Origin of the sequence: Sphingorhabdus sp., assembly GCF_046292425.1 — a bacterium.
Taxonomy (GTDB): domain Bacteria; phylum Pseudomonadota; class Alphaproteobacteria; order Sphingomonadales; family Sphingomonadaceae; genus Sphingorhabdus_B.
This window is the reverse complement of the sequence record NZ_JBKBQV010000045.1, coordinates 1-23218: the sequence shown is the minus strand read 5'-3', so window position 1 is coordinate 23218 and position 23218 is coordinate 1. Positions and strand designations below refer to the sequence as shown.

Sequence of the window (23218 nt, the reverse complement as noted above, 5' to 3'; positions counted from 1 at the left end):
CCCAACCCATTTGCGCGATACCTCCGCGCATTGGCATGGCGACGATCGAGTCCCACTCGCCGGTCGACATGTGGAAATCGAGTATGTCCTTAAAGCCAAGTTCAGCATCTGTTTTTTCAAACATTTCGATTATTTCGTGTGCACGCCCGCCTTTGCCGGGTTTCCATTTGATCATTTCCACGCGGTACCAATCGACCTTGGACAGCTCTGGCGGGGTAGATTGCGCCATGACGGACACGGTTGTTATCGGCGTTAGAAACGCAGCCAGCGCCGCTGCAACAATAAGCTTTCTCATACGTAAATCCCTCTCCAATTAGAAAAGCGACCGAGGATGTTAGCTCAGATTGACCGTTCCCAATCCTTCTACAGGAAACGACCAAAGCTATACGATGTCAATATAACCAAAGTTTATGTGCCAGGGGCAAATGCGCAAATGCCTTCAGAGCCAAGTTACAAGGCCAATGACAGCACCTGTCATTGCAGAAGTCATATTGCCCGCGACCCAGCTTTTCATGCCAAGCGCAGATACTTCGGCGCGCCGTGTCGGTGCCAGGGTGGCGATGGTGGACACCAGCAGGCCAACACTTGCCAGATTAGCCACGCCGCACAAAGCATAAGTAACGATCAGCTTGCTACGCGCATCGAACGTGTCCGCCGGTAGCGTAGCCAGGTCGAGATAGGCGACATATTCGTTGAGAATGGTTTTCGTTCCCATCAAAGCGCCAGCCGCCGGTGCTTGATCCCATGGAATTCCGATACTCCACATAAGAGGCGCGAAAAGCCAGCCAAAGGAGCGTTTAAGGGTTAGGGGCTGTCCATCGACATATGGCAGCAGTGCCAGCAACTGGTCAGTCAAATTGACCAGCGCAAACACGACGATAATGATAGCGATCACGGCCAGCACCAGGTTGATGCCCTCCATAGTGCCGCGGATAATGGCGTCCATGCTGCTATCATATTTCAGATCCGCATCTGCATCATCGGCGCTGACCGTTCCGTCCCCGGGTACCATCAGCCTTGCTATCAGGACTGCTGCGGGCAACGAAATGAGGGAGGCCACGATCATGTGCCCGACGGCGTTCGGCACCGTCTTGGACAGCGTGGTGGCATAAAGGACAAGAATGGCGCCCGAAATGGTTGCCATGATGAGGACCATGATCATGAACAGTTCAGACCTGCTCATCCGTTCAAACCATGCGCGAAGCACCAGCGGGGATTCAACGACCCCCAGAAACATTGTTGCCCCGCCCCCTAATCCTACGACGCCACTGACCCCCAAGGTCTTCCGCAGTGCCCAGGACAGACCTCTTACGGCTGCGCGCAATATGCCCCAATGCCACAACAGGGCCGAAAGCGCGGAAAAGACAATGATTAAAGGCAAAATCTGAAATGCTATGATGACGGGTGTCTCAGCACCGGGCTTCAGCAAAAACGGGATTGGAGCTCCGCCTGTATAGCCGAACATATAGATTGATCCGACCAATGTCGCTTTCTCAACCGCAGCAACTGCGTCATTGGCATAGGCGACCAATGTCCAGATGAACGGCACCCGTGTTACCGCAAGCGCAAGAGCAATTTGCAGGGTCAAAGCCCCGAATATCCATCGCCACGACGGTCGTGCGGCCCGGTCTTCGGATATCGCCCAAGCCAGCATCAGCACTAACATTATGCCGATGAGGCCTTGTCCCTGCTGCAAAATTGCCATCAAGCCCCCGAAAATTTCCAAACCGACGGCATTGCTGAGCCAGATTGGAATGCATGTTGTCAACGCGTATGTTGCCGAAGGCAGCTTGGCCATTTGACGCGGGGGCCCTGCCAGACGCACCGTGGCAGGGCGGAAAGGACATGGGAGAAGCTATAACTAAAGTTTGGATTTTCGGAATTGGAGCCCAAATTTAATATTTTGCTTTCACTTTGAATATTATAGTTTTTCTTGTTATTTCGGCACCTTAATTCTATTGCATTGGCCTTTAACTAATTAATTACCCACTTCACTTAGCACTCGTTAACTAAATTACGGGATAGTCTGCCGACGAAATGCAGGGATTTTCGGTGATTGTGGGTGGGAAACATGCGTAAGTTAACAAACTTCGTGCACAATCTATGCACCAATGAACGGGGTAACATATTGATCCATATGGGTCTTTCGTCGCCCCTGTTTGTCCGGTTGGCTCGCCTTGGTGTGGGCACGAATCAAATCACCCAGCTTGCGCAACAACCCCGTCAGATGGCCAGTTTCCCGGCGCTAAACCATGCCGATGCGACGCTTCAGGCGGGAACTGGGCGTGCAAATGCCATCATGTCGCTGATCAATGCATTCAATGCCTTTACAGGCTCAAGCAATAATCTGGAAAGCGCTGATGGAGGCTCTGTAGGAAACGGAAAGTCTATTTATAGATCTACAAAGGCGTTTCCAAGTAAAGTGGCACACAAAATCCCATCAATTAAAGTAGAAAACTTTGCGATTTTCGCAGGCATCATCTTTGTGGAAAAACTATGAGCGGAATTATTAAAGACCAAAAGGGCACAGTGCTTATGTTTGCAGCATTAACTATGCCGCTCTTGCTGGGGGCTGCAGGGCTCGCCGTCGACACTGTGCAATGGACGCTTTGGAAAAGGCAACTCCAACGACAGGCTGACTCTGCCGCCATGGCCGGCGCCTTTGCACGAACTCAAGTCAGCAACGTCCAGTCAACAGCGACAGCGGATATTGCTCGGAACATGACCGTCCCGTTTTCCGCGCCGCCAGTTATCGAAAACGCGCCAACCAGAGGTTCATATGCTGGAAACGCAAGAGCCGTCCGCGTTGTGTTACAAACACAGCAAAGTCTGCCATTTTCGAGCATATTCCTGAAGGCGCCTCCGGTTATCGTGGCCGTAGCCACTGCTGCTGCCGTGTCTCAAGGCAATTATTGCATGATCGCTTTGGAGACCAATGCCGTTGCAGCCATAACAATGCAGGGCAACGCCACCGTAAATATGGGCTGTGGGATGGCCAGCAATTCCAAAGGCAGCAACGCCGTGGAAGCCGGGGGCAGCAGCGTCATAACTGCAACGCCGGTATCAGCAGTGGGAGGATTGCAAGCGAGCAGTAATTATGCCTCCCCGACTACTCTTCTCCCTTATTCTGCGCCGCAGGATGATCCATTTGCCCACGTCCCGGTTCCTGCAGTATCGGGATGCGGTGGAAACGTTAACGTGGGTCCGAATAGCACCCGCACTCTGAATCCGGGGTGCTTTAGCGGGATGGACCTTAAGGGAACGGTCACTCTGAACCCGGGGATTTATTATATTGATGGTGGGTCGCTCGACTTCGGTTCTCAAGCAGTGGTCACGGGTGACAATGTAACTTTTGTTCTTACCAGTTCGAACGCAGCAACCAATCCGAGCTTGATCGGTGCTCTAAATATCAATGGTGGCGCGACGGTCAACCTCACGGCTTCAACAAGTGGCCCCTTCGCAGGTATCCTGTTTTATCAGGACCCAAGGGCAACCAACACGAAGTCCAACATAGTTAACGGTAATTCCACTTCGAAATATCAGGGCGCCATCTACATGCCTCGTCAAACTGTCCAATTTAACGGTACGGCTGGCATGAATACGGAATGTATCCAGATCGTCGCCCGGCGAATTGTGTTCTCTGGCAACAGCACTATTGCCAATCAATGTCCTTCAGGTTCCGGCGCTCAATCGTTCGTTGGCACTCGCGTTAGATTAGTCGGGTAACATGAAGATGTCGAAACTAGCTTCCATGCTGCGCGATGAACATGGGATCAGCGTGATTGAACTCGCCTTGGTTCTACCGGTAATCATTTTGCTCGTAACGGCAGTCACAGACATTGCTTTGGGTTATGGTGCAAAGATTGCGCTGCAACAAGCAACTGCCAGAACTATAGAAAAAGCGACGGCCGGCGGCTTGAACAGTGCCGCGTTCCAGCTTCTGCAAGCTGAAGGAGCGGCCGCTGCTGGCGTGGCGATAGATCAGGTTGCAGTCGATAAATGGCTTGAATGCAATGGTGTAAGACAATTGCTTTTTGACGGTGTGTGTCCCGATGGTGAGCAAGTTGGTCGTTACATCTCTGTAACTATCACCCGCACATATACCCCCACTTTTTCAGTTATGAACTGGCAATCCTCGCCAAACGGCACTTGGCCGTTAACCTCAACATCTTCGGTCCGTGTACAATGAAAATATTCAAACCAGGTCTGTTACGAGACATTCAAGGCGCCACTGCCGTCGAATTCGCAGTGGTGGCACCCATTGTTTTCACGCTAATTTTTGGCATATTTCAGGTTGGAATACTGTTTTATGCAAACGCCGGTCTGCAGCAAGGCATTAACGAGGGGGCCCGTTACGCGACCATTTTTCCAACGCCCACAGACAACCAGATCAGGACGAGAATCTTGCAAACCACCTTTGGGTTACAAAGCAATTTTATCGAGGGTCCAACGGTTACTCGCGGTGTCAGTGATGGCGTTGCCTATGTGGATGTCAGCATGACGTATCGAGCTCCCATCGGTTTTGCCTTTGCTTCGGTTCCCCCAGTCACACTGAAAGCATCGCGCAGGGCTTTTCAGTATTAAGCAGCCTGCGTCACACTTCGACCGAAAGCGTATTGAAACTCGGGAGCTATAAAGCTGTCGCAAACGACATTGCTTGTTGCCCTGTATTCTTCAGCGCAGACTGGAGATGACGGTGCCGGAGATAACATCCTCAACTCATCGTATTTTGGCAAGGTTCGCACACCCATTTGCCCGCATGTTTAATAATTCTTAACGATATTCCCACACCACGGATAATGGAAGGAATTACGCCGTGGCATTGCACCAAAGAAAAGCCCAGATAGAGACATCCGTCGACAATCGGCGGCGCCGTCGGCATAAGTTGTTTCTCGAAGTGCAGGCGCGGGGGCCGGCGTCTGTAACAGACGTCGTCATTGTACATGACATCTCGGATACCGGTTTATTAATCGAAACAGACTCCAAACTCAAAGTTGGGGAAATGATCGAAGTCAATTTGCCGCAAGCTGGGCTGATGGAAGCCGAAATCGTCTGGATCGGCGGACAAATCTATGGTTGTAGATTTGTCAGGGAAATTACCCCTGCAGCCATAAGCGCCGCGCGATTGGGCGGTCGCTTCACTATCTCCAAATCCGATAATGTGGTTGAGATGCCGACGGTTGCTGCACCGGCAAACAACACACAACACGCACAACCCAGCATTGCCCTCACGGGCGAACTTTCACTCGGCGCAAAGTTGTGGATCATTATCGGACTTGCTTCGTCCTTGTGGATAATCATCGGTGGTGCGACATATTGGACGTTGGCCTAAGGTTCGCTTGCCCACTGCCCTTATATTGCTGGAGTTAGTTCAGGGCCGATGAGTTTGCCGTCTAACCTGTCCAGACGCGCTGCAGCAACCACATGGCGGCAATGCTGCCTATGACGTAAGCGCTGAGGGTTTGGAAGCGGGCGGCATGGAGCGGATACGTATGACGCATGGCCCATAAAGCCAACATGGCGAGGCCAACGATGACAAGCTGGCCGGCTTCAACCCCCAAGTTAAATGTCAGCAATGCCATCGGCACTTCCCCTTGCGGCAACCCGATTTCTGCAAGCGCACCAGCAAAGCCGAACCCGTGAAGCAAGCCAAACAGAAAAGCGACAACCCATGGAAGCCGTTCGGACAGTCGCAGTTCTCCGGGCTTGCGTTTCACGATTTCAACTGCAAGAAATACAATCGACAATGCAATGGCGGCCTCGACGGGAGGGCCCGGGATAGTTACCCATTCAAGCGTGGTGGCCACTAAGGTCAACGAATGTGCGACCGTGAAGGCCGTGACCGTTGCGGCAACACGCCATGCACCGTTGAGCAGAAGCACGAGGCACAGAACGAACAGCAGATGGTCATAACCCATCAGAATATGTTCGACGCCAGTAATGAAATAGGTGCGCGCGACTTGCCACCTGTCCGGTTGTTGCGCAATCTCGGCCACCGGATTGGCTGGCGTCAACCGCGCGGCTTGCGTGATGCCCCCAGCAGACTGATATCGTAGCAAGGCGTCCGCTGCTGTATCCTCCATGCCGCCGAGGCGGACAGAGCGACCAGCGAGCGTCTCGCCGCAGTCAATATTCCAGCGCGCAAGAAGGGCTGTTGCATCTACGCTTCGCACAGGTTCTGTCGCCGTGCAGTCGGACGGGAAGACCGGCACGACCCGCGCCGCAAGACCGGGGCGGATGGGGGCCTTCCATGTGATATTGTATTGATGTGCTGCCGCCCCCTTTTCAACCGCAACCTCACGAATTTCCAGATAGCCTGGGCGCAGATCATCGGCGCGCGCAACGGAATTAAGGCCTGATGCGAGCAATAGCACAAGGAAGAGTCGAAACATCACGGCTTGGCGATGCGTATGTCATACCCGTCGAGCAACGCCTGATAGGCGGCGGCTTCGCGCGTGGCCTGGGTTTTGACTTGCCAGTCGTTGGAAACGCGTTGGCGGATATCGGCCAAAGGCGGCGTGCCCGATGCAACGACCTCGCGCACGCGCACCGCATGCCAGCCAAACCCAGACTGCACGGGTCCGCTCCACCGACCCTGGGGCAGGGCGCGGAGGCTGTCGGCAAATGCATCGCCGAACTCTCGAGATATGCTGTCTGACGAAGCCTTGTCCATGCTGGCTGATACGCTGAGCGGCTCTGCCTGAACGGGCTTTCCGGCGTTCAGGGCGACGATGGCTTTCGTGGCAATATCCTGGTCGTCGCCCAGAAATTGCTGGTCAAAACTGAAAGCTGGCCTTTGCGCATAGCGGATTTTATTGGTCTCAAAATAACGCTCGAGTGCTGCGTCCGTCGGCTCCATATTCTGGATTTCGGCTGTCGAAAGAAACTCCATCTTGGCGCGTAATCGACGGCGGATAATGGGGTCGTCGGCATCAAGGCCAAGGCGCATCGCCTCCCGGAAATAGACTTCTTCCTTGATATAATCGCGGACGAGATTGTCGAGTTCCTCGGCGCTCGGCGGACGGCGCCATGTCTGTTCCCATTGCGACGCGAGGCGTGCGACCTGAGCTTCATCGATCGTAATAGTACGATCGAGACTGTCTTCCGCACTGAACTGCCCCATTAAAAGGAACAAGGCGGAACCGGCGGCGAGGAAATGGACCAGCGGTTCGCGAAGTGCTTGCTGAACCCAATCACGCATCATAATATGGCGACACCGGGTCCCGGGCGTTCAACCATGATCAGCGGGGCATCGCCGTTCGGCGTTTTGTAGTGCTTTTGTATGGCGGTTTGCACCTCCGCAACCATGGCCAGCGGCATGATCGCCACACATGCGCCGCCAAAGCCTCCACCTGTCATACGCGCACCCCCCTGATGACCAATCGCATTCTGTAAATGCGCTACCAAATCATCGATTGCAGGAACAGTGATTTCAAAATCGTCGCGCATCGACGCATGGCTTTGCGCCATGAGCACGCCAAGCGCGGCGAGGTCGCTTTTCCCCAACGCATCGGCTGCATTCAGCGTGCGCTGATTTTCGGTAATGACATGGCGTGCGCGTGCTGTGGTCACAGCATCGAGACTTGCCGCGGCAAGCATATCCAGATTCGCGTCTCGCAATGCGGGCACACCCATTGCGGCGGCTGCCGCTTCGCATTGCCGGCGCCGTTCGTTGTAATGGCCATCGACCAGCCCGCGTGTGACCCCGGAGTGCACAATCATAATTGCGACATCGTCCGGGATAGGTGCGTCAATGAGTTCCAAGCTGCGGCAATCGATCAACAGCGCGTGGCCAGCCTTGCCTTGGGCCGAAATCAGCTGGTCCATGATCCCGCATTTGGTGCCGACAAAATCGCACTCTGCGATCTGCGCGATTTGCGCGAGGCGGGTATTGTCGATGTCGGTGCCGGTAAGTGCCAACATGGCTTTACCGACGGCGACCTCAAGCGAGGCGGACGAGGACAGGCCAGCGCCTTTGGGAAGATTGCCCGCAATAGCGATTTGAGCGCCGCTGAGGGCATGCCCTTCGTTTTGGAGGGCCGAGATCACCCCGCGGACATAATCGGCCCAGGGTTGCTCTATATTGCGTTCTAGGGGGGGCTGGAGATTGAAATGGTCCTTTGCATCTCCGAAGTCGGCTGCGATCACTTCAACTCTGTCATCATCGCGCTTGCTAACCGCGACCATAGTCGACGGGCCAATAGCGCAGGGAAGCACAAATCCGTCATTATAATCGGTGTGCTCGCCGATCAGGTTGACTCGGCCCGGCGCACGAACAACCAAATCGGGGGAATAACCAAATTGCGCTGCAAAAGTGGCGGTGACGCGGTCATAAAGCGCTTGGTCGAAGGGATTCATGGCTTGCTCCGGTAATGAATTTTGGTCGTGGCGCGCAGATTTCCAGCGGCGGTTTCCGGCGTCAGGTCGCGCTGCGCCTCGGCAAGCATCTCATAGCCGACCATGAACTTGCGAACGCTCGCTGAACGCAGCAATGGCGGATAAAAATGGGCATGCAATTGCCAATGCGGCGCATCGGGTGTCGCACTTGGCGCGCCATGCCAGCCCATGGAATAAGGGAAGCTGGTTTGGAACAGATTGTCATAGGCTGTCGTGACCGACTTCAAAATGGCTGCCAGCTTGTCACGCTGTTCCGGCGTCAGTGCGCCCAGACGCTGGACGGCAAATAACGGTAGCAGCAGAATCTCATACGGCCAGCTTGCCCAGTAGGGAACGACCGCGATCCAGTGGTCGTTGCTTGCGACGGTACGCGCGCCGTCTTGTGCCTCTTGTAGCGCATAGGTCAGCAGCATCGCTGACTTGTGCTGCCCGAACCAGCTGGCTTGCGTTTCGTCTTCACGGGCGGGTTCGGCGGGGACATAATCCGTTGCCCAAATCTGTCCGTGCGGATGCGGGCTGGAACATCCCATCATCGCGCCCTTATTCTCGAATATCTGGACATAAGCGTGACTGCCAGAAAGCTCGGCTTCCTGCGCCGCCCAATTGTCGACGACCATGCGTATGTCGGCCACCGGCATTTCGGGCAGCGTCTTGCCATGATCTGGCGAGAAGCAGATGACTCTGCAGGTACCATTGGCGGAAGCCGCACGAAACAAGGGTTTGTCTTCAGCTACTTCGCACCCTTCGCCGGGCATCAATGCGGCAAAGTCATTGTCGAAAATAAACACATGTTTGTAATCGGGATTGTGAATACCGCCCGCCCGTTCGTTGCCAGCGCACAGATAACAGTTCGGATCATGCATCGGCCGCACGGCGTTGTCAGGCTTGTCCTGCTGCCCCTGCCATGGGCGCTTTGCCCGGTGCGGAGACACCAAAATCCATTCGTTCCTTAAAGGATTAAAGCGGCGATGGGGCTGGTCACTGAACGGCATCTGGCAGAGTCCAATCGATCGGGGGGAACCCATTGCTAACCAGAAAGGCGTTGCATTGCGAGAAATGTTTGCAGCCAAAAAACCCGTTATGCGCCGACAAAGGCGATGGATGCGCTGCCTTCAAGACGAGATGACGACTGGTATCGACATTAGCGGCCTTTTTGTGGGCATAAGCGCCCCACAGCATGAACACGACTGGCTCCGGCTTGTCACTAACCAACTGGACAATCGCGTCCGTAAACAGTTCCCAACCCTGTTTGCTATGTGCGCCCGCTTTGGCCATTTCTACCGTGAGGACGCTGTTGAGCAAGAGCACGCCCTGTTTCGCCCAATGCTCCAAAAAGCCGTGGCGCGGGCGCGAGAGGCCCAAATCGCTTTGTAACTCCTTGTAAATGTTAACAAGGCTTGGCGGCGGACGAACACCGGGCGGAACGCTGAAACTCAGGCCATGCGCTTGCCCCGGTCCATGATAAGGGTCTTGTCCCAAAATAACGACCCGCACCTGGTCCAAAGGCGTTAATTCAAGCGCGCGAAACCAACAGGCTTGCGGCGGATAAATCGTCTTGCCTGCGGCCAACTCGGCATCGAGAAAGTTTCGCAGCGCCAAAGTGTCCTTCGCCACAAGCGCGCCTTTCAGCGCCGCTTGCCAGTCTTGCGGTAGCGCGAAAGCAGTCATTCTGCTTTTGGTGGCGCAGCCAATAAGTCAGTCCAGGACTTCACCTCTTTGGACGTTGCTGGGCCAAGCAATTCCATCGCATGGCGCAAACGCTCCCGAATGATATCGCGGCCCAGATGGGTGATCGCATCGAACAAAGGCACTCCCTGTGCGCTGCCAGTGATGGCGAGATAGAAGGGACGGATGACGTCCTTCAACTTAGCGTCCAGAACCTCGGCGGTGCGGCGCAGCGTGGCCTCGACGCCCTCTTTGTTCCACTCGATCATGCCGTCGAACTGCTGCAGCGCAATGGTATATGCCGCGCGCTGGCTATCCAGTTCAAGTTTTACCCCATCGCGCAGCCGCTCGGCGGTCATCCCTTCGATCCGGTTCATGAAGAACATCGCGGTCAAGCCACCTAGGTCCGACATTTTCGTGATCCGCGCCTGCGCCATTTCGGCGATTGGCGTCAGGTAGCTATCGTTGAGCGCCCACGCCTTTACTGCATCGAGGAATTCAGAAACGCTAAGTTCCTCGCGCAAATAGCGGCCATTTAGCCAATCCAGTTTCGATGTGTCGAACACCGGACCGCCCAACGAAATGTTATGGACGTCGAATTCGTCGATCAGCGTTTGTAGCGAGGTTTTTTCGTCTTCCTCGCTGGCCGATTTGATAAAGAGGCCAAGGAAGTTTTGCATCGCCTGCGGCAAATAGCCGGCACGCTGATAATATAGGATGCTGGTCGGATTCTTGCGCTTCGACAGCTTCGATTTGTCGGCATTGCGCAGCAGGGGCAAATGCGTAAGCACTGGCGGTTCCCAACCGAAATATTGATATAGCAACAGATGCTTTGGCGCAGATGAAATCCATTCTTCACCGCGCATGACATGGGTGATGCCCATGAGGTGGTCGTCGACGACATTGGCGAGATGGTAAGTGGGCAGGCCGTCGGATTTCATCAGCACCTGCATGTCGACGACCGCATATTCGAACTCAATTTCGCCACGAAGCGTGTCTTGCACAATGCATTTGCCGGTTGTCGGAATTTTCATGCGGACAACATGCGGCGCGCCCTCGCTATCGAGTTTCGCGCAATCGTCGGCTGTCAGCGAAAGGCACCTGCCATCGTACTTCGGTGGTTGTTTCGCAGCGATTTGGGCAACGCGCGAGGCGGAAAGCTGTTCAGGCGTGCAGTAACATTTGAACGCATGGCCGTCTGCTAACAGCTGATCGCAATGCGCGGTATAAATCGCGCTGCGCTCAGACTGGCGATAGGGACCATGCGGCCCGCCGACATCAGGACCTTCGTCCCAGCTTAGGCCGAGCCAGCGCAATGATTCCAGAATCATCTTCTCTGATTGAGGTGTCGATCGCGCCTGATCGGTGTCTTCGATCCGCAGCAGAAATTCGCCACCATGTTTCTTGGCAAAGCAATAATTGATGAGCGCGATATAGGCTGTGCCGACGTGCGGGTCACCTGTTGGCGACGGCGCTACCCTGGTGCGGACAGGACGGGTGATGGCATTCATGATTTGGTGCTTCTTTCAGTGTCGGTTTCGCGGCCCTCTAACAAGCCGTGCGCCGCTTGTCATCTTTGCGCTGCTATCTCCGAATTGGGGTAGGGGTAAAGTCTGCCTAGCGGAAACTTTACAACTGGCGTAGCCGTTACCGTCCATGTTACAAAACCACCCCCGGCTAATATCGCTTGGTACTGCGGTGCCGCGGCACTGCATTACGCAAGCTGATGTGCTGTCAATCCTGGCGCAGGCCAAAGGACAGGCACTGCCCCCGCGCATGGCTGAGATCCTGAGCAACACTGGTATAACCCAACGCCACATTGCTGCACCGCCGGAATATTATTTTGGTCCAAGAAGCTGGGCAGGCCGGGCGCAGGTTTATGAAGACGCAGCAACGCACATATTTGAAGCCGCCGCTGCGCAAGCCTTAGAGCGGGCAAACGTCGACATAGCCGAAATCGGACAGATCGTTTTTGTTTCAACGACCGGTACCATGACACCAAGTCTGCCAAGCCGCATGATTGCCCATATGGGTTTTGCGCCTGACACACGCTGCGTTCCGTTGTTCGGCTATGGCTGTGCTGGCGGGGTCATTGGACTTGGGGTTGCGGCAGATTTGTATCGCGCCAGTCCGGGGAAGCCTGTTTTGCTGGTGAGCCTCGAGCTTTGTAGCCTGGCCTATGACCATGCGCGCATGGATAAAAAGGATATGGTGGCGCTTGCTTTGTTCGCCGACGGCTGCGCTGCAGCGGTCATCGGCGAAGGACCCGGGCCAGCGCTATCTTCCTTTGCGAGCCATGTTTGGCCCGATACGCTCGACATGATGGGCTGGGAAATTGGCGATACCGGCTTTGATCTGGTCTTGGCGCGCAACATACCGGTTTTTGTAAACAGCCATTTTGCGCCGGTCTGCGACAGTTTCATCACACAGCAAGGTCTGCGTAAATCGGATATGTCGGAGCCTGCCTGCCACCCCGGCGGCGGGCGTGTAGTGGATGCCTTGGGCGAATATCTAGCGCACGACTTGTCAATGACCCGGACAGTCTTGCGTGAAAACGGCAATATGAGCTCGCCTACCGTTCTATTTGTATTGGAAGCGCTGCTTGCGGCGGGGTCCATCGCAAAGCCGACCTTACTGACCGCGCTTGGACCAGGGTTTGTCGGCGCAATGGGAGTGCTTACGCCGTGACTTTGTTTGATTGGCCCTTTTGGGCGCTTGCTGTTTTTGCATATGTCATCATCCAGCGGCTGGCCGAACTCTCTTACGCCAACGCCAACACCAATCGCCTGCTCGCCGAGGGTGGTTGCGAGCATGGGGCCAAGCATTATCCTTTGTTCATCATACTCCACAGCGGTTGGTTGATTGCGATTCTTTTGTTTGCTGTTCCTACTGCCGCCCCCGACCTGTTTTTGCTTAACCTGTTTATTGCCAGCCAGACGTTCCGCTTCTGGACTTTGGCCAGCATTGGCCGCTGGTGGACCACACGGATCATTAGTGCCCCCCACTTCCCGCGGGTAAAGCGCGGGCCGTACCGCTTTATAAAGCACCCGAATTACGCTTTGGTCGTTGTCGAAATTGCGGTTTTACCCCTGCTTTTGGGCGCGCCTGCCATGGCCATAACTTTTTCGATATTGAATGCAGCATTATTATGGTGGCGGATCAGGATTGAAAATGAAGTGCTCGCGGAGCGCATTGGCACCCCTTGACCCGGTAGCAGACGGGCGCTAAAGGCGCGCATTCCCAAGGCCGGAGGTATGATTCTCTTTGGTCCAATGGGAAGTACTCAGAATAGCAGCACATTGTGTGATCGGCCGGGTGGGCCAAAGGCTGAGCCTCCACCGCAAAATACGGCTGCCCACCCAAAGTAACCGCTTTAAACAAGGTGAAGACATGCCAACGATCAACCAGCTGGTCCGCAAGGGCCGGACCCCGCAGAAGGTCAAGTCCAAGGTCCCTGCGATGGACCAAAACCCACAGAAGCGCGGCGTTTGCACGCGCGTTTATACAACGACCCCGAAAAAGCCGAACTCAGCTTTGCGTAAAGTTGCGAAGATCCGTCTGACCAACCAGCGTGAAGTTATTTCCTATATCCCCGGTGAAGGCCACAACCTTCAGGAGCATAGCGTTGTGCTTATCCGTGGTGGACGCGTACGCGATCTCCCCGGTGTGCGTTACCACGTGCTTCGCGGCGTACTCGATACGCAGGGTGTCAAGGACCGCAAGCAATCGCGTTCCAAATATGGTGCAAAGCGTCCGAAGTAATTCGAACGTACCATTGGCTGGCCCGATTGGCGCGTTCTCACGCTGCCACTGGTCCCATGAGATAAAGGAAATATATTATGTCACGTCGTCGTCGTCCCGAAAAGCGCATCATTCTTCCCGATCCCAAATTCGGTGATATCGTGCTGTCGAAGTTCATGAACAACCTGATGCTTGATGGTAAGAAATCAGCTGCAGAACGTATCGTTTATGGTGCTTTGGAGACTGTTGAAGCGCGCGCCAAGAAAGATCCGATCCAGACCTTCCATGAAGCGCTTGATAACGTAAAGCCAGGCATCGAAGTCCGCAGCCGCCGCGTTGGTGGTGCGACCTATCAGGTTCCTTGCGAAGTGCGTCCAGAACGCGCGCAGGCACTTGCCATCCGCTGGTTGATTGGCGCTGCACGTAACCGCAGCGAAACCACCATGGCTGCCCGTTTGTCGGGTGAGTTGATGGATGCCGCATCGAACCGCGGTAACGCTGTCAAAAAACGTGAAGATACGCACCGTATGGCAGAAGCCAACCGCGCGTTTGCTCACTACCGCTGGTAATCCCCTTCGAGCCACTTCGGTGGCTCACACTTCGGAGTAACGAATATGGCACGCAGCCATCCACTCAATATGTATCGCAACATCGGTATCATGGCGCATATCGACGCCGGTAAAACCACGACCACCGAGCGAATTCTTTTTTACACCGGCAAGTCGTATAAAATCGGCGAAGTCCATGATGGCGCTGCCACCATGGACTGGATGGAGCAAGAGCAAGAGCGTGGCATCACGATCACTTCGGCTGCTACGACCTGTTTCTGGAACGACCACCGCATCAACATCATTGATACGCCTGGCCACGTCGACTTCACCATTGAAGTTGAGCGTTCGCTGCGCGTTCTCGACGGCGCAGTTGCGTGTTTTGACGGCGTTGCGGGCGTTGAACCGCAATCCGAAACCGTATGGCGTCAGGCTGACAAATACGGCGTTCCGCGCATGTGCTTCATCAACAAGCTTGACCGTACCGGCGCGAACTTCAAATATTGCGTACAGTCGATCATTGATCGTCTGGGCGCGCGTCCTGCTGTGCTGTACATTCCGATCGGTATCGAAGCTGATCTCAAGGGTCTGGTCGATCTTGTGCATAATCGTGCAATCATTTGGAAAGATGAATCGCTTGGTGCGGACTTTTTCTATGAAGACATCCCCGCCGATTTGGCCGCTGAAGCAGCCAAATATCGTAGTGATCTGATCGAGCTTGCTGTTGAGCAAGACGATGACGCGATGGAAGCATATCTGGAGGGCAATGAGCCTGACGTTGCGACGTTGAAGGCGCTGATCCGCAAGGGCACGCTTAACCAGTCATTCGTTCCTGTTTGCTGTGGGTCGGCGTTCAAGAACAAGGGCGTTCAGCCTCTGCTCGATGCCGTAGTTGATTATCTCCCTTCACCGCTCGACATTGAAGACGTTCAGGGTGTCCACATGGACACGCTTGAGCCGGATAGCCGTCCAGCAGCAGACGATGCGCCGTTCTCCGCGCTCGCATTCAAGGTCATGAACGATCCGTTCGTGGGTTCGCTTACCTTCATCCGTATCTATTCAGGTAGCCTCGTTAAGGGCACCTACCTGAACTCAGTGAAGGACAAGAAGGAAAAGGTCGGACGCATGCTCGAAATGCACGCCAACGAACGTAAGGACGTTGACGAGGCGTTTGCAGGTGACATCATCGCGCTTGCGGGCATGAAGGAAACAACCACTGGCGATACGCTGTGTGCCGAACGTTTCCCAATCATTCTTGAGCGTATGGAATTCCCAGACCCAGTTATCGAACTGTCGGTGGAGCCGAAGACCAAGGCTGACCAAGAAAAGATGGGCATCGCGCTCAATCGTCTTTCGGCTGAAGATCCGTCGTTCCGCGTATCTACGGACCATGAATCGGGCCAGACGATCATCAAGGGCATGGGCGAGCTTCACCTCGACATCATCGTCGATCGTATGCGTCGCGAATTCAAGGTTGAAGCCAATGTCGGTGCGCCGCAGGTTGCTTACCGCGAATATCTCGCACGTGAAGTTGATGTCGATTACACCCACAAGAAGCAATCGGGTGGTTCGGGTCAGTTTGGCCGTATCAAGTTCACGGTGAAACCCGGTGAGCGTGGCACCGGCATCATCTTCAAGGATGAAGTCAAAGGCGGGAACATTCCTAAGGAATATATCCCCTCGGTAGAAAAGGGCATGCGCGAAACGGCTGAGTCCGGGTCGCTCATTGGTTTCCCGATCATCGATTTTGAAATCACCCTGTATGACGGCGCGTACCATGATGTCGATTCGTCGGCTCTGGCTTTCGAAATCGCCGGTCGTGCCGGTATGCGCGAAGCTGCGCAAAAGGCCGGCATCAAGCTGCTCGAACCAATCATGAAGGTCGAAGTTGTATCTCCGGAAGAATATCTGGGTGATGTGATCGGCGACATGAACTCACGTCGTGGTCAAATCCAGGGCACTGACAGCCGCGGGAATGCGCAGGTTGTCGAAGCTATGGTGCCTTTGGCCAATATGTTCGGCTATGTGAACCAGCTCCGCTCGTTCACGCAGGGACGTGCAAACTACTCGATGTTCTTTAATCATTATGATGAAGTTCCATCGAACGTTGCGGCCGAAATCAAGGAGAAGCTTGCCTGATAGGCAAAAGCCGATTAATGGCGGCGCCTGATTCAGCAGGCGACGTCCCACCTGAATAAATATTACCTAATCGAAAGAAGGTTTGAAAAAATGGCAAAAGCTAAATTTGAGCGGACGAAACCGCATTGCAACATTGGTACCATCGGTCACGTCGACCACGGTAAGACCACGCTGACTGCAGCAATCACCAAGATCATGGCGGAAACCTACGGCGGTACCGCTGTTGATTTCGCCAACATCGATAAGGCGCCTGAAGAGCGTGAGCGCGGCATCACCATTTCGACAGCGCACGTCGAATATGAAACCGCAAACCGTCACTATGCGCACGTCGATTGCCCAGGTCACGCTGACTATGTTAAGAACATGATCACCGGTGCTGCCCAGATGGACGGCGCGATCCTCGTTGTGAACGCCGCTGACGGCCCGATGCCACAGACCCGCGAGCACATCCTGCTCGCACGTCAGGTTGGCGTGCCTGCACTTGTTGTTTACATGAACAAGGTTGACCAGGTTGACGATGAAGAAATTCTCGAGCTGGTTGAAATGGAAATCCGTGAGCTTCTCTCGAAGTATGATTTCCCAGGCGACGATATTCCAATCGTTCGTGGTTCGGCGCTTGCCGCACTTGAAGGCCGTGACGACAACATCGGCAAGGAATCTGTCCTTGCACTGATGGCTGCTGTTGACGAAGCCATTCCTCAGCCAGAGCGTCCAATCGACAAGCCATTCCTGATGCCAGTTGAAGACGTATTCTCGATCTCGGGTCGTGGTACGGTTGTTACGGGCCGCGTTGAAACCGGTATCGTCAAGGTTGGCGAAGAAGTTGAAATCGTTGGTATCAAGGACACGAAGAAAACGACCGTTACCGGCGTTGAAATGTTCCGCAAGCTGCTCGACGAAGGTCGTGCAGGCGATAACATCGGTGCGCTTGTTCGTGGCGTTGGCCGTGAAGAAGTTGAGCGTGGTCAGGTTCTCTGCAAGCCAGGTTCGGTTACGCCGCACACTGAGTTCTCGGCAGAAATCTACGTCCTTTCGAAGGACGAAGGCGGCCGTCACACGCCATTCTTCGCTAACTATCGCCCACAGTTCTACTTCCGTACGACTGACGTAACCGGCGAAGTAATCCTTCCAGAAGGCACTGAAATGGTTATGCCAGGCGACAACGTAACAATCGCTGTTAAGTTGATTGCACCAATCGCCATGGACCCAGGTCTCCGCTTCGCAATTCGCGAAGGTGGACGAACTGTCGGTTCTGGGGTTGTCAGCACCATCACGAAGTAATATAGGCCGCGCATCCCGCCCGACTCTTTGATTCGGGCGGGGCGGTTTTAAGACATTCAGAACAGTTGTTCCGGCTTCGAAAGCGCAAGTCGGAATGGCTGTTTTTCGGCTCTTTGATATTGATAGAATTTGGAAATTGGTAACACCATGGAAACGCAAAATATTCGCATCCGCCTGAAAGCATTTGACCATCGCGTCCTCGATCAGGCGACTGGCGATATTGCCGACACAGCGCGCCGCACTGGCGCACTCATTCGTGGACCCATTCCACTTCCTACCCGTATCGAAAAGTTCACAGTGAACCGCGGACCGCACGTCGACAAAAAGTCGCGCGAGCAGTTTGAAGTTCGGACATACAAAAGGTTGCTCGACATTGTGCAGCCCACGCCGCAGACCGTAGACGCGCTGATGAAGCTCGATCTTGCTGCCGGTGTGAATGTCGAAATCAAATTGGCGTAAGCCGATACCTCTGCGAAAGCGGAGTGAGACAATAGGAATACCGCCGAGTTCACTCGGGCTGCGTTCCCCGTCTTACCAAATTGCGCATCAAGGTGCGCAACTGGTGCCTAGCCCGGACGGGGCAATGCTTAAAAATTCAGGGCTGGATTTAGGCGTCACGCCCTCCTGGCAATCGTGCCAGCCGGGCCTCTGACATTAGTTGGAGTATGGATCATGCGCACTGGCGTGATCGCGAAAAAGATGGGCATGATGCGCCTCTTCCAAGAGGATGGCCGTCATGTGCCCGTTACCGTATTGGCGCTGGAAGGCTGCCAAGTGGTCGGTGCTCGCAATCAAGAAAAGGATGGCTATTTTGCTGTTCGTCTTGGTGCAGGAGCCCGCAAAGCGAAAAATGTAAACAAACCGCAACGTGGAGAATTTGCCAAGGCACAGGTTGAGCCCAAGGCTCGTGTTGCTGAATTCCGCGTTGATAACGAAGATGGTCTGTTGCCAGTTGGCGCGACCATTACGGCTGATCACTTCATTGCTGGTCAGATGGTTGACATCACTGGTCACACGCAAGGTAAGGGCTTTGCCGGCGCCATGAAGCGTTGGGGCTTCGGCGGTATGCGTGCATCGCATGGTGTTTCAATTACCCACCGTGCCCACGGGTCGACTGGCCAGCGCCAGGATCCTGGCAAGGTTTTCAAAAACAAGAAGATGGCCGGCCACATGGGCGACCGTCAGCGCACCCAGCAAAATTTGATGGTTGTTCGTACCGATGCAGGTCGCGGCCTGATATTCGTGCGCGGCTCAGTCCCCGGTGCGAAGAACGGTTGGCTGCTGATCCGCGATGCCGTCAAGTTGCCATTGCCTGAAGGTGTTCCTTTCCCCGGTGCCATGCGTCGTAATGCCGACGAAACCGCATCTGATGACGCGCCAGCTGGCATGGTCGAAGAAGCGGCAATCGTTGAAACCGATACCGGCCCAACCACCGAAGAAGCTGCAGCGATGATCGCTGAAGCTGATGTGAAGATCGCCGAGCAGGATGCTGATATGGCTGCGGATGCCGCTGAAGACGCGACTGCAGACAAGAAGCCTGAAGGCGAGGGAGCTTAAGCCATGAAACTCAAGGTTCAAACCCTCGACGCCAAGGCTAAGGGCGACATTGATCTGAATGACGACGTATTTGGCATTGAGCCACGCGCTGACATTCTACACCGTGTTGTTACTTGGCAGCGTGAGAAGGCCCGCGGTACGGCTCGTCCGACCCGCGAGCGTTCGGACGTTGCACGCACCGGCAAGAAATTTGGTAACCAGAAGGGTGGCGGTACTGCCCGTCACGGTGACCGCGCTGCTCCGATCTTCATCGGTGGTGGTAAGGCCCATGGTGCCCGTTTGCGTGACTTTAACCCGTCGCTGAACAAGAAGATCCGCTCTTTGGGTCTGAAGATGGCATTGTCGAGCAAGGCAAAGGACGGTTCGTTGATCGTCCTTGAAAATCTAGACCTGGCTGCTGCAAAGACTGCTGCGCTTAAGGGTCAGGTTGGCAAGCTCGGTTTTGGCAAGTCGACACTTGTTATTGATGGCGACACCGTCAGTGACAATTTCCGTCTGGCATCTGCCAACCTTGTCGGCATCAACGTGATGCCAGCTGTTGGCGCGAATGTTTATGACATCCTGAAGCATGACACTCTGGTTCTGACCCGCGCTGCGGTTGAGAAGCTTGAAGCACGCTTCGCCCTTACGGGAGGTGCCAACTAATGGCTAAGGATAAAGCAATCGACGTGCGTCATTATGACGTCATCGTTGCCCCGCACATCACGGAAAAAGCGACCCTGTTGTCGGAACACAATGCTGTTGTGTTCAAGGTCACGGGTGACTCGACCAAGCCACAGATCAAGGCAGCTGTTGAAGCCTTGTTCGATGTGAAGGTCACAAACGTGAACACCCTCGTGCAAAAGGGCAAGACCAAGCGTTGGAAGGGCAAGCCCTACAAGCGCTCGGATGTCAAAAAAGCGATCGTCACTTTGGCCGAAGGCCAGAGCATCGACGTGACCACCGGTATTTAAGGGCAGGATAATGGCACTCAAAAGCTACAAACCAACTAGCCCCGCCCGTCGCGGCCTTGTGCTGGTTGACCGGTCGAGCTTGTACAAAGGCGGTCCTGTCAAGGGATTGACCGAAGGCAAGAGCAAGACCGGCGGCCGTAACAACAAGGGCCACGTGACTTCGCGCGGCATCGGCGGCGGTCACAAGCAAAAATATCGTCTGATCGACTTCAAACGTCGCAAATGGGATATGCCTGCAACGGTCGAGCGTCTGGAGTATGACCCCAACCGTTCCGCTTTCATCGCGCTTGTAAAGTACGAAGACGGCGAACTGGCTTACATCATTGCACCGCAGCGTCTTGCCGTTGGCGATTCGATTGTTGCTGGTGAAAAGACGGACGTTAAGCCTGGCAACGCCATGTTGCTGAGCCAGATGCCCGTCGGTACCATCTGCCACAATATCGAAATGAAGCCCGGCAAAGGTGGTCAGATCGCACGTTCGGCAGGCACCTATGTGCAGCTGGTCGGTCGTGACGGTGGCCGCGTTATCGTTCGCCTGAACTCGGGTGAGCAGCGCTACATTCTCGGTACGTGCATGGGTACAGTTGGCGCGGTTTCGAACCCTGACAACTCGAACACGACACTTGCCAAGGCAGGCCGCAATCGCTGGCGCGGCATTCGCCCGCTAACGCGTGGTGTTGCTAAGAACCCTGTCGATCACCCGCATGGTGGTGGTGAAGGTCGTACATCAGGTGGCCGTCATCCGGTTACACCTTGGGGTAAGCCAACAAAGGGTGCTCGTACCCGCAGCAACAAGTCGACCGACCGGATGATCATCCGTTCGCGGCATGCTAAGAAGAAGAGGTAACTCATGTCTCGTTCCGTCTGGAAAGGTCCGTTTGTTGACCTCTATCTGCTGAAAAAAGCAGAAACCGCTCAGGAAGCATCGAAGGCTGCGCCAATCAAGACTTGGTCGCGTCGCTCGACAATCCTGCCTCAGTTCGTTGGCCTGACGTTCAGCGTCTATAACGGCCACAAGTTCATTCCCGTTTCGGTGAATGAGGACATGGTCGGCCATAAGCTTGGTGAGTTCGCACCTACGCGTACTTATCATGGCCATGGCGCAGATAAGAAGGGCAAACGCTAATGGGTAAGGCATCCGCACCCCGTCGCGTCGCCGACAACGAAGCACTGGCAGTGGGCACAACCATCCGCGGTTCCGCTCAGAAGCTTGGCCTCGTTGCCGCGCTGATCCGTGGCAAGAAGGCCGAAGACGCGCTCAACATTCTGAAATTCTCTACCAAGGGAATGGCAGAAGATGTCCGCAAGGTTCTGGCTTCTGCCATCGCCAACGCCGAAAACAACCATAACCTTGACGTCGACAGCCTTGTCGTTGCCGAGGCTAGTGTTGGCAAGGCACTGACCATGAAGCGTTTCATGGCCCGGGGCCGCGGCAAATCGAGCCGGATCGTTAAACCATTCAGCCGTCTGCGTATCGTTGTGCGCGAACAGCAAGAAGAGGCATAAGTCATGGGTCAGAAATCAAATCCAATCGGGCTTCGCCTGCAAATCAACCGGACTTGGGATAGCCGTTGGTACGCCGAAGGTGCGGAATATGGCCGCATGCTTCTGGAAGATATCAAGATCCGCAAGTTCATCTTTGAAACACTGCCACAAGCAGCGATTTCGAAGGTTGTTATCGAGCGTCCTGCCAAGAATTGCCGCGTTTCAATCTACGCAGCACGTCCTGGCGTGATCATCGGCAAGAAGGGTGCGGACATTGAGAAGCTGAAGAAGCTGATCAACAAGTTCACCACCGCTGAAGTGTCGTTGAACATCGTTGAAATCCGCAAGCCGGAAGTCGACGCGAAGCTCGTAGCGCAAGGTATTGCTGACCAGCTTATCCGCCGTATCGCTTTCCGTCGTGCCATGAAGCGCGCGATGCAGTCAGCTATGCGTTTGGGTGCAGAAGGCATCAAGATTACCTGCGGTGGTCGTTTGGGCGGCGCAGAAATTGCACGCGTTGAATCGTACCGTGAAGGCCGCGTGCCTGCGCATACCCTTCGTGCCAACATTGACTATGCCGAAGCCGAAGCACTGACTGCTTATGGCATCATCGGTATCAAATGCTGGATCTTCAAAGGCGAAATCCTGGGTCATGACCCAATGGCAACTGACCGACTGATGATGGAAGCGCAGACTTCCGGCGTCCGTCCGCAGTCTGACCGCCGCTAAAGGTTAGGAACTAGACATGTTGCAACCAAAGAAAACAAAGTTCCGCAAGCAGTTCAAGGGACGCATCAAGGGCGAAGCCAAGGGCGGGTCTGACCTGAACTTCGGTTCATACGGCCTGAAGGCGCTTGAACCAGAGCGGATTACTGCACGTCAGATCGAAGCGGCTCGTCGCGCGATTACGCGTCACATCAAGCGTCAGGGACGTTTGTGGATCCGCATCTTCCCGGACGTGCCAGTAACGAAGAAGCCTGCTGAAGTCCGTCAGGGTAAGGGCAAGGGTTCGGTCGAATATTGGGCAGCCAAGGTTAAGCCGGGCCGCATCATGTTTGAACTCGACGGTGTTCCTGGTCCAATCGCAGCTGTCGCTTTCCAGCGTGCAGCCATGAAACTGCCAATCAAGACCAAGGTTGTGGCGCGTCTCGGCGACACCTCGCATCTGGGAGCATCATAAGATGAGCAAAACCGAAGATCTCCGCGTCAAGAGTGATGACCAGCTTGCTGTTCAGCTCGGCGAACTGAAGCGCGAAGCGTTCAACCTGCGTTTCCAATCGGCCACTGGCCAGATGGAAAAGCCGGCCCGCGTCCGTGAAGTGCGTCGCGATATCGCCCGCATCAAAACATTGCAGGGTGAGCGCCAGCGCACCGCCGCAAAGACGGCATAAGGAGCTACCCATGCCAAAACGTATTCTCACAGGGACCGTGGTCTCCGACAAGAATGACAAG

Annotated in this window: 29 protein-coding genes; 21 read left to right on the top strand and 8 right to left on the bottom strand. The window is 54.8% G+C overall.

Annotated elements, in window-relative coordinates; genetic code table 11:
* The coding region (locus ACK4S7_RS09940; protein WP_409646404.1) for a hypothetical protein at positions 1-295 on the bottom strand (295 nt) is incomplete at its 3' end.
* Between the two features lie 144 nt (positions 296-439).
* The gene (locus ACK4S7_RS09935) at positions 440-1705 is read right to left on the bottom strand and encodes a NupC/NupG family nucleoside CNT transporter (RefSeq protein WP_409646402.1); all 1266 of its coding nucleotides are present in this window, start codon (positions 1703-1705) and stop codon (positions 440-442) included.
* A gap of 366 nt (positions 1706-2071) precedes the next feature.
* On the opposite strand from ACK4S7_RS09935, the gene ACK4S7_RS09930 reads away from it, so the two are divergent.
* The 5 genes from ACK4S7_RS09930 to ACK4S7_RS09910 all read left to right on the top strand — a co-directional run bounded on the left by ACK4S7_RS09930 (position 2072) and on the right by ACK4S7_RS09910 (position 5332).
* Positions 2072-2500 (top strand): hypothetical protein, encoded by a 429-nt coding sequence (locus ACK4S7_RS09930; RefSeq protein ID WP_409646401.1) that lies wholly within the window; start codon positions 2072-2074, stop codon positions 2498-2500.
* Positions 2497-3726 (top strand): pilus assembly protein TadG-related protein, encoded by a 1230-nt coding sequence (locus ACK4S7_RS09925; RefSeq protein ID WP_409646399.1) that lies wholly within the window; start codon positions 2497-2499, stop codon positions 3724-3726. The genes ACK4S7_RS09930 and ACK4S7_RS09925 overlap by 4 nt, the downstream gene beginning before the upstream one ends.
* 7 nt (positions 3727-3733) lie before the next feature.
* Positions 3734-4189, top strand: coding sequence for a TadE/TadG family type IV pilus assembly protein (locus tag ACK4S7_RS09920; protein ID WP_409646397.1), 456 nt, complete (start codon positions 3734-3736; stop codon positions 4187-4189).
* Positions 4186-4584 carry a TadE/TadG family type IV pilus assembly protein gene (locus ACK4S7_RS09915; RefSeq protein ID WP_409646396.1) on the top strand — a complete coding sequence of 133 codons (399 nt, stop codon included), beginning with the start codon at positions 4186-4188 and terminating at the stop codon, positions 4582-4584. The genes ACK4S7_RS09920 and ACK4S7_RS09915 overlap by 4 nt, the downstream gene beginning before the upstream one ends.
* Positions 4585-4816: 232 nt before the next feature.
* Positions 4817-5332: a PilZ domain-containing protein gene (locus ACK4S7_RS09910; protein WP_409646394.1), complete on the top strand. Its 516-nt coding sequence runs from the start codon at positions 4817-4819 to the stop codon at positions 5330-5332.
* Between the two features lie 61 nt (positions 5333-5393).
* On the opposite strand, the gene ACK4S7_RS09905 is transcribed toward ACK4S7_RS09910, so the two are convergent.
* Genes ACK4S7_RS09905 through gltX form a run of 6 tightly spaced genes read right to left on the bottom strand, consistent with a single transcriptional unit; the run spans position 5394 to position 11573 of the window.
* The gene (locus ACK4S7_RS09905) at positions 5394-6392 is read right to left on the bottom strand and encodes a HupE/UreJ family protein (protein WP_409646393.1); all 999 of its coding nucleotides are present in this window, start codon (positions 6390-6392) and stop codon (positions 5394-5396) included.
* The gene (locus ACK4S7_RS09900; protein WP_409646391.1) at positions 6392-7204 is read right to left on the bottom strand and encodes a peptidyl-prolyl cis-trans isomerase; all 813 of its coding nucleotides are present in this window, start codon (positions 7202-7204) and stop codon (positions 6392-6394) included. The genes ACK4S7_RS09905 and ACK4S7_RS09900 overlap by 1 nt, the downstream gene beginning before the upstream one ends.
* The gene (galK, locus tag ACK4S7_RS09895; RefSeq protein ID WP_409646389.1) at positions 7201-8358 is read right to left on the bottom strand and encodes a galactokinase; all 1158 of its coding nucleotides are present in this window, start codon (positions 8356-8358) and stop codon (positions 7201-7203) included. The genes ACK4S7_RS09900 and galK overlap by 4 nt, the downstream gene beginning before the upstream one ends.
* Positions 8355-9389 carry a UDP-glucose--hexose-1-phosphate uridylyltransferase gene (locus tag ACK4S7_RS09890; protein ID WP_409646387.1) on the bottom strand — a complete coding sequence of 345 codons (1035 nt, stop codon included), beginning with the start codon at positions 9387-9389 and terminating at the stop codon, positions 8355-8357. Before ACK4S7_RS09890 ends, galK begins: the two co-directional genes overlap by 4 nt.
* A complete protein-coding gene (ung, locus tag ACK4S7_RS09885) occupies positions 9376-10065 on the bottom strand; it encodes a uracil-DNA glycosylase (RefSeq protein WP_409646386.1) in 690 nt (229 codons plus the stop codon). The genes ACK4S7_RS09890 and ung overlap by 14 nt, the downstream gene beginning before the upstream one ends.
* Entirely contained in the window at positions 10062-11573 is a 1512-nt protein-coding gene (gene gltX / locus ACK4S7_RS09880; protein ID WP_409646384.1) for a glutamate--tRNA ligase, read from the bottom strand. The genes ung and gltX overlap by 4 nt, the downstream gene beginning before the upstream one ends.
* A 145-nt stretch (positions 11574-11718) precedes the next feature.
* Between gltX and ACK4S7_RS09875 the strand changes: the two genes are divergently transcribed.
* The 16 genes from ACK4S7_RS09875 to rpmC all read left to right on the top strand — a co-directional run bounded on the left by ACK4S7_RS09875 (position 11719) and on the right by rpmC (position 23157).
* Positions 11719-12750, top strand: a complete 1032-nt coding sequence (locus ACK4S7_RS09875) for a type III polyketide synthase (RefSeq protein ID WP_409646382.1) — start codon at positions 11719-11721, stop codon at positions 12748-12750.
* The gene (locus tag ACK4S7_RS09870) at positions 12747-13268 is read left to right on the top strand and encodes an isoprenylcysteine carboxyl methyltransferase family protein (RefSeq protein ID WP_409646381.1); all 522 of its coding nucleotides are present in this window, start codon (positions 12747-12749) and stop codon (positions 13266-13268) included. Before ACK4S7_RS09875 ends, ACK4S7_RS09870 begins: the two co-directional genes overlap by 4 nt.
* Positions 13269-13452: 184 nt before the next feature.
* Positions 13453-13824, top strand: a complete 372-nt coding sequence (gene rpsL / locus ACK4S7_RS09865; protein WP_295442718.1) for a 30S ribosomal protein S12 — start codon at positions 13453-13455, stop codon at positions 13822-13824.
* 77 nt (positions 13825-13901) lie between these two features.
* Complete coding sequence (gene rpsG / locus ACK4S7_RS09860; protein WP_125229576.1) at positions 13902-14372, top strand: 30S ribosomal protein S7; 471 nt, start codon at positions 13902-13904, stop codon at positions 14370-14372.
* A 45-nt stretch (positions 14373-14417) separates the two neighbouring features.
* Positions 14418-16490: an elongation factor G gene (fusA, locus tag ACK4S7_RS09855; RefSeq protein WP_409646379.1), complete on the top strand. Its 2073-nt coding sequence runs from the start codon at positions 14418-14420 to the stop codon at positions 16488-16490.
* 90 nt (positions 16491-16580) lie between these two features.
* Entirely contained in the window at positions 16581-17771 is a 1191-nt protein-coding gene (gene tuf, locus ACK4S7_RS09850; RefSeq protein WP_125229578.1) for an elongation factor Tu, read from the top strand.
* A 147-nt stretch (positions 17772-17918) separates the two neighbouring features.
* Positions 17919-18230, top strand: a complete 312-nt coding sequence (gene rpsJ / locus ACK4S7_RS09845) for a 30S ribosomal protein S10 (protein ID WP_022672862.1) — start codon at positions 17919-17921, stop codon at positions 18228-18230.
* A 213-nt stretch (positions 18231-18443) separates the two neighbouring features.
* Positions 18444-19328 (top strand): 50S ribosomal protein L3, encoded by an 885-nt coding sequence (gene rplC / locus ACK4S7_RS09840; protein WP_409646406.1) that lies wholly within the window; start codon positions 18444-18446, stop codon positions 19326-19328.
* Between the two features lie 3 nt (positions 19329-19331).
* Positions 19332-19973: a 50S ribosomal protein L4 gene (gene rplD, locus ACK4S7_RS09835; RefSeq protein WP_409646377.1), complete on the top strand. Its 642-nt coding sequence runs from the start codon at positions 19332-19334 to the stop codon at positions 19971-19973.
* A complete protein-coding gene (locus tag ACK4S7_RS09830) occupies positions 19973-20281 on the top strand; it encodes a 50S ribosomal protein L23 (RefSeq protein ID WP_409646376.1) in 309 nt (102 codons plus the stop codon). Before rplD ends, ACK4S7_RS09830 begins: the two co-directional genes overlap by 1 nt.
* Before the next feature lie 10 nt (positions 20282-20291).
* Entirely contained in the window at positions 20292-21128 is an 837-nt protein-coding gene (gene rplB / locus ACK4S7_RS09825) for a 50S ribosomal protein L2 (protein ID WP_296198170.1), read from the top strand.
* 3 nt (positions 21129-21131) lie between these two features.
* On the top strand, positions 21132-21407 hold the full coding sequence (rpsS, locus tag ACK4S7_RS09820; protein ID WP_295442689.1) for a 30S ribosomal protein S19: 276 nt from the start codon (positions 21132-21134) through the stop codon (positions 21405-21407).
* Complete coding sequence (gene rplV / locus ACK4S7_RS09815; protein WP_125229584.1) at positions 21407-21787, top strand: 50S ribosomal protein L22; 381 nt, start codon at positions 21407-21409, stop codon at positions 21785-21787. Before rpsS ends, rplV begins: the two co-directional genes overlap by 1 nt.
* Before the next feature lie 3 nt (positions 21788-21790).
* The gene (gene rpsC / locus ACK4S7_RS09810; protein WP_125229585.1) at positions 21791-22495 is read left to right on the top strand and encodes a 30S ribosomal protein S3; all 705 of its coding nucleotides are present in this window, start codon (positions 21791-21793) and stop codon (positions 22493-22495) included.
* Between the two features lie 16 nt (positions 22496-22511).
* Positions 22512-22946, top strand: coding sequence for a 50S ribosomal protein L16 (gene rplP, locus ACK4S7_RS09805; protein ID WP_158902175.1), 435 nt, complete (start codon positions 22512-22514; stop codon positions 22944-22946).
* 1 nt (position 22947) lies between these two features.
* Positions 22948-23157 (top strand): 50S ribosomal protein L29, encoded by a 210-nt coding sequence (gene rpmC / locus ACK4S7_RS09800; RefSeq protein ID WP_295442678.1) that lies wholly within the window; start codon positions 22948-22950, stop codon positions 23155-23157.
* The last annotated feature ends 61 nt before the right edge of the window (positions 23158-23218 follow it).

Coding starts and splice junctions, on each gene's coding strand:
- ACK4S7_RS09935 (WP_409646402.1), bottom strand. CDS start 1,705: ATGGCAATTTTGCAGCAGGGACAAGGCCTCATCGGCATAATGTTAGTG.
- ACK4S7_RS09930 (WP_409646401.1), top strand. CDS start 2,072: ATGCGTAAGTTAACAAACTTCGTGCACAATCTATGCACCAATGAACGG.
- ACK4S7_RS09925 (WP_409646399.1), top strand. CDS start 2,497: ATGAGCGGAATTATTAAAGACCAAAAGGGCACAGTGCTTATGTTTGCA.
- ACK4S7_RS09920 (WP_409646397.1), top strand. CDS start 3,734: ATGTCGAAACTAGCTTCCATGCTGCGCGATGAACATGGGATCAGCGTG.
- ACK4S7_RS09915 (WP_409646396.1), top strand. CDS start 4,186: ATGAAAATATTCAAACCAGGTCTGTTACGAGACATTCAAGGCGCCACT.
- ACK4S7_RS09905 (WP_409646393.1), bottom strand. CDS start 6,392: ATGTTTCGACTCTTCCTTGTGCTATTGCTCGCATCAGGCCTTAATTCC.
- ACK4S7_RS09900 (WP_409646391.1), bottom strand. CDS start 7,204: ATGATGCGTGATTGGGTTCAGCAAGCACTTCGCGAACCGCTGGTCCAT.
- galK (WP_409646389.1), bottom strand. CDS start 8,358: ATGAATCCCTTCGACCAAGCGCTTTATGACCGCGTCACCGCCACTTTT.
- ACK4S7_RS09890 (WP_409646387.1), bottom strand. CDS start 9,389: ATGCCGTTCAGTGACCAGCCCCATCGCCGCTTTAATCCTTTAAGGAAC.
- ung (WP_409646386.1), bottom strand. CDS start 10,065: ATGACTGCTTTCGCGCTACCGCAAGACTGGCAAGCGGCGCTGAAAGGC.
- gltX (WP_409646384.1), bottom strand. CDS start 11,573: ATGAATGCCATCACCCGTCCTGTCCGCACCAGGGTAGCGCCGTCGCCA.
- ACK4S7_RS09875 (WP_409646382.1), top strand. CDS start 11,719: ATGTTACAAAACCACCCCCGGCTAATATCGCTTGGTACTGCGGTGCCG.
- rpsL (WP_295442718.1), top strand. CDS start 13,453: ATGCCAACGATCAACCAGCTGGTCCGCAAGGGCCGGACCCCGCAGAAG.
- rpsG (WP_125229576.1), top strand. CDS start 13,902: ATGTCACGTCGTCGTCGTCCCGAAAAGCGCATCATTCTTCCCGATCCC.
- fusA (WP_409646379.1), top strand. CDS start 14,418: ATGGCACGCAGCCATCCACTCAATATGTATCGCAACATCGGTATCATG.
- tuf (WP_125229578.1), top strand. CDS start 16,581: ATGGCAAAAGCTAAATTTGAGCGGACGAAACCGCATTGCAACATTGGT.
- rpsJ (WP_022672862.1), top strand. CDS start 17,919: ATGGAAACGCAAAATATTCGCATCCGCCTGAAAGCATTTGACCATCGC.
- rplC (WP_409646406.1), top strand. CDS start 18,444: ATGCGCACTGGCGTGATCGCGAAAAAGATGGGCATGATGCGCCTCTTC.
- rplD (WP_409646377.1), top strand. CDS start 19,332: ATGAAACTCAAGGTTCAAACCCTCGACGCCAAGGCTAAGGGCGACATT.
- ACK4S7_RS09830 (WP_409646376.1), top strand. CDS start 19,973: ATGGCTAAGGATAAAGCAATCGACGTGCGTCATTATGACGTCATCGTT.
- rplB (WP_296198170.1), top strand. CDS start 20,292: ATGGCACTCAAAAGCTACAAACCAACTAGCCCCGCCCGTCGCGGCCTT.
- rpsS (WP_295442689.1), top strand. CDS start 21,132: ATGTCTCGTTCCGTCTGGAAAGGTCCGTTTGTTGACCTCTATCTGCTG.
- rplV (WP_125229584.1), top strand. CDS start 21,407: ATGGGTAAGGCATCCGCACCCCGTCGCGTCGCCGACAACGAAGCACTG.
- rpsC (WP_125229585.1), top strand. CDS start 21,791: ATGGGTCAGAAATCAAATCCAATCGGGCTTCGCCTGCAAATCAACCGG.
- rplP (WP_158902175.1), top strand. CDS start 22,512: ATGTTGCAACCAAAGAAAACAAAGTTCCGCAAGCAGTTCAAGGGACGC.
- rpmC (WP_295442678.1), top strand. CDS start 22,948: ATGAGCAAAACCGAAGATCTCCGCGTCAAGAGTGATGACCAGCTTGCT.